The organism is Streptococcus sp. SCPM-O-B-23252 (M501) (assembly GCF_058200355.1).
This window is the reverse complement of record NZ_JBYQGS010000008.1, coordinates 1-2,210: the sequence shown is the minus strand read 5'-3', so window position 1 is coordinate 2,210 and position 2,210 is coordinate 1. Positions and strand designations below refer to the sequence as shown.

Here is a 2,210-nt window from a genome sequence, read left to right as displayed (position 1 = left end):
GGAGCCAGCCGCCTAAGGTGGGATAGATGATTGGGGTGAAGTCGTAACAAGGTAGCCGTATCGGAAGGTGCGGCTGGATCACCTCCTTTCTAAGGATAAGGAAACCTGCACGTTCGTCTTGTTTAGTTTTGAGAGGTCTTGTGGGGCCTTAGCTCAGCTGGGAGAGCGCCTGCTTTGCACGCAGGAGGTCAGCGGTTCGATCCCGCTAGGCTCCATTGGTGAGAGATCACCAAGGATGAACATTGAAAATTGAATATCTATATCAAATAGTAACAAGAAAATAAACCGAAAACGCTGTGAATATTTAATGAGTTTTCTAATTTTTTAAGAAATTAGGTTAATAAGGTTAAGTTAATAAGGGCGCACGGTGGATGCCTTGGCACTAGGAGCCGAAGAAGGACGTGACAAACGACGAAATGCCTCGGGGAGCTGTAAGTAAGCTTAGATCCGGGGATGTCCGAATGGGGGAACCCAGCAGGTGATACCTGTTACCCATATCTGTTAAGGATATGAGGAGGAAGACGCAGTGAACTGAAACATCTAAGTAGCTGCAGGAAGAGAAAGCAAAAGCGATTGCCTTAGTAGCGGCGAGCGAAACGGCAGGAGGGCAAACCGAAGAGTTTACTCTTCGGGGTTGTAGGACTGCAATGTGGACTTAAAGATTATAGAAGAACTACCTGGGAAGGTAGGCCAAAGAGAGTAATAGCCTCGTATTTAAAATAGTCTTTATACCTAGCAGTATCCTGAGTACGGCGAGACACGTGGAATCTCGTCGGAATCTGGGAGGACCATCTCCCAACCCTAAATACTCCCTAGTGACCGATAGTGAACCAGTACCGTGAGGGAAAGGTGAAAAGCACCCCGGGAGGGGAGTGAAATAGAACCTGAAACCGTGTGCCTACAACAAGTTCGAGCCCGTTAATGGGTGAGAGCGTGCCTTTTGTAGAATGAACCGGCGAGTTACGATATGATGCGAGGTTAAGTTGAAGAGACGGAGCCGTAGGGAAACCGAGTCTGAATAGGGCGTCTTAGTATTATGTCGTAGACCCGAAACCATGTGACCTACCCATGAGCAGGTTGAAGGTGCGGTAAAACGCACTGGAGGACCGAACCAGGGCACGTTGAAAAGTGCTTGGATGACTTGTGGGTAGCGGAGAAATTCCAAACGAACTTGGAGATAGCTGGTTCTCTCCGAAATAGCTTTAGGGCTAGCGTCGACATTAAGATTCTTGGAGGTAGAGCACTGTTTGGGTGAGGGGTCCATCCCGGATTACCAATCTCAGATAAACTCCGAATGCCAATGAATTATGGTCGGCAGTCAGACTGCGAGTGCTAAGATCCGTAGTCGAAAGGGAAACAGCCCAGACCACCAGCTAAGGTCCCAAAATAATTGTTAAGTGGAAAAGGATGTGGGGTTGCACAGACAACTAGGATGTTAGCTTAGAAGCAGCTATTCATTCAAAGAGTGCGTAATAGCTCACTAGTCGAGTGACCCTGCGCCGAAAATGTACCGGGGCTAAAACAATTTACCGAAGCTGTGGATACCTTTAATGGTATGGTAGGAGAGCGTTCTATGTGTGAAGAAGGTATACCGTGAGGAGTGCTGGAACGCATAGAAGTGAGAATGCCGGTATGAGTAGCGAAAGACAGGTGAGAATCCTGTCCACCGTAAGACTAAGGTTTCCAGGGGAAGGCTCGTCCGCCCTGGGTTAGTCGGGACCTAAGGAGAGACCGAAAGGTGTATCCGATGGACAACAGGTTGATATTCCTGTACTAGAGTATGTAGTGATGGAGGGACGCAGTAGGCTAACTAAAGCGTGCGATTGGAAGTGCACGTCTAAGCAGTGAGGTGTGAATTGAGTTAAATGCTTAGTTCTATAACATTGAGCTGTGATGGGGAGCGAAGTTTAGTAGCGAAGTTAGTGATGTCACACTGCCAAGAAAAGCTTCTAGCGTTAAGCATACTCTACCCGTACCGCAAACCGACACAGGTAGTCGAGGCGAGTAGCCTCAGGTGAGCGAGAGAACTCTCGTTAAGGAACTCGGCAAAATGACCCCGTAACTTCGGGAGAAGGGGTGCTGACTTATGTCAGCCGCAGTGAATAGGCCCAAGCAACTGTTTATCAAAAACACAGCTCTCTGCTAAATCGTAAGATGATGTATAGGGGGTGACGCCTGCCCGGTGCTGGAAGGTTAAGAGGAGTGCTTAG

At 48.3% G+C, this 2,210-nt stretch carries 1 tRNA gene and 2 rRNA genes; all 3 read left to right on the top strand.

Going from position 1 to position 2,210, the window contains the following annotated elements:
* A 16S ribosomal RNA gene (locus AC3E6G_RS09420) occupies window positions 1-89 on the top strand; the annotation flags it as partial.
* A gap of 53 nt (window positions 90-142) precedes the next feature.
* Window positions 143-215: transfer RNA gene (locus tag AC3E6G_RS09415), tRNA-Ala, on the top strand.
* Window positions 216-344: 129 nt separating this feature from the next.
* A 23S ribosomal RNA gene (locus AC3E6G_RS09410) occupies window positions 345-2,210 on the top strand; the annotation flags it as partial.